This window comes from Phytoactinopolyspora endophytica (assembly GCF_004138495.1).
GTDB lineage: Bacteria > Actinomycetota > Actinomycetes > Jiangellales > Jiangellaceae > Phytoactinopolyspora > Phytoactinopolyspora endophytica.
In genome coordinates, this window is the sequence record NZ_ML142871.1 from 20,792 (window position 1) to 22,767 (window position 1,976).

Genomic DNA, 1,976 nt, shown 5'->3' on the forward strand with positions numbered 1-1,976 from the left:
CCTCGAGAAGTGAGACCCGCTCCCGTGCGGGCGGCCCGGTGCGCGGGGAGCCGGCGAGCAAACTGTCACCGCGCGAGGAGTTCAACTGCGCAGCTGCGCATTGAGCCGTGCGGCTTGTCGCGTGAGGTGGTCGCGTTCGGGGAGACTGGACGCCGATTGGGCGGCTTCGGCGTAGAGCCGTGCTGCGATCACCGGGTCGCCGTCACGCTCGTGCAGGTACGCCGCCACGGCGGTGTGGCGGGGCAGCGCGGGGTCGAGCCCGGCTAGGGCGGTCAGACCGGCCCGCGGGCCGTCGGCCTCGCCGACCGCGACGGCCCGGTTGAGACGGACCACCGGGCTGTCGGTGAGGCGGACCAGTTCGTCGTACCACTCGACGATCTGCACCCAGTCGGTCTCCTCGGCCGTCTGTGCGTCGGCGTGCAGCGCGGCGATGGCGGCCTGGGCCTGGAACTCGCCCAGCCGGTCGCGGGTGAGGGCCGCCTGAAGCACGTCGACGCCCTCGGCGATCAGGCGGGTGTTCCACAGGCTCCGGTCCTGCTCGGCCAGAGGCACGAGCCTGCCGTCGGGGCCGGTCCGTGCCGGACGTCGCGCGTGGTGCAGCAGCATGAGCGCGAGCAGGCCCGCGGCCTCCTCATGGTTGGTCTTGGCCGCCAGCTGGCGAGTGAGCCGGATCGCCTCGCCGGCGAGGTCGACGTCGCCGGAGTAGCCCTCGTTGAAGACCAGATAGAGCACGCGCAGCACTGTGGCGACGTCACCGGGCCGGTCGAACCGGACACCCGAGACGGTCCGCTTGGCCCTGCTGATCCGCTGGGCCATGGTCGCCTCCGGCACGAGGTAGGCCTGCGCGATCTGACGCGTGGTCAGGCCGCCGACCGCACGTAGGGTGAGCGCGACGGCCGACGCCGGTGTCAGGGACGGGTGCGCGCACAGCAAGTACAGCTGCAGCGTGTCGTCCGCCGCCTCGCTCGGGCCGGGCATGGGCTCATCCTCGACGCGTGCCTCGCGGTGCCGCCGGGACGCATCCGCGCGGGCGGCGTCGAGGAACTTGCGCCAGGCGGCGGTGACCAGCCAGCCCTTCGGATCCCGCGGCGGATCATCCGGCCACACGCGTACGGCCTCGACCAGGGCGTCCTGAACGGCGTCCTCGGCCGCCACGAAGTCGGCTCCGCGACGGACGAGGACGCCGATCACCGCGGGTACGAGGTCCCGCAGCAGAGCCTCGTTCACTCGGCGACCGTGGACGGTTCGCCGTAGAACGGGCGTACCTCGAGCCACTCGTGGATCGGCTTGCCACCAGCCCCCGGAGCCGCCGACAGCTCCCCTGCCAGCTGTACCGCACGGTCCCAGGACTCCACATCGATGATGTACCACCCGGCGATCAGGTCCTTGGTCTCCGCGAACGGGCCATCGGTGACCGGCGGCCGTCCTTCGCCGCCGTACCGGACGAACGTGCCCTCCGGTGAAAGCGCCTGGGTGTCGACGAACTCGCCCGTCTCTTCCAGCCGATCGGCGAAGTCACGCATGAACTGCACGTGCGCGTCGACCTCGTCCGGCGTCCACTGATCCATCGGCACGTCGTTCACCGCTGCCGGCGCGCCACGGTAGTGCTTGAGCAACAGGTACTTGGCCATCATGTTCTCCTTCGTGCGGTACGGCCCCTTGTGGCTGTGTTCACCCCGGGGACGAAGCACGAGCCAGCCGATCACTGAGCTCACGGCAGTACTCGACGAACTCGCCCGGTTCCTCGACGGTGAAGTCGATGCCACGCACGGCCACCGTCGCGGCCAGCCACTCGAATGAATCCACCCAGGCGGTATACCGGCAGTGGCCTTCGTCCATCGACTCCAGCACGCCGTCGCGCGGGAGGAACCGGTCGCTGACGGTCTCGATCGGTGCATGGAAGATGATGATCGCACGGTGTCGAGGCTCGCGCAGGGAGGCTTCGAGATAGGCCGAGGCGGTATCGGCCGGCAGCC

General features: G+C 70.3%; 3 protein-coding genes. All 3 read right to left on the minus strand.

The annotated features are described in order from the left end of the window. Positions 1–81: 81 nt before the first annotated feature. The gene (locus ELR45_RS30160) at positions 82–1,227 is read right to left on the minus strand and encodes an RNA polymerase sigma factor (RefSeq protein ID WP_129669599.1); all 1,146 of its coding nucleotides are present in this window, start codon (positions 1,225–1,227) and stop codon (positions 82–84) included. After that, positions 1,224–1,631, minus strand: coding sequence for a YciI family protein (locus ELR45_RS30165; RefSeq protein ID WP_129669600.1), 408 nt, complete (start codon positions 1,629–1,631; stop codon positions 1,224–1,226). The genes ELR45_RS30160 and ELR45_RS30165 overlap by 4 nt, the downstream gene beginning before the upstream one ends. Before the next feature lie 40 nt (positions 1,632–1,671). Beyond that, on the minus strand, positions 1,672–1,976 hold a 305-nt coding region (locus ELR45_RS39680), incomplete at its 5' end, for a WYL domain-containing protein (RefSeq protein WP_240760240.1).

What these genes read in the sequence shown, in the direction of transcription:
- ELR45_RS30165 (WP_129669600.1), bottom strand. Translation starts at nt 1,631, where the DNA reads ATGGCCAAGTACCTGTTGCTCAAGCACTACCGTGGCGCGCCGGCAGCG.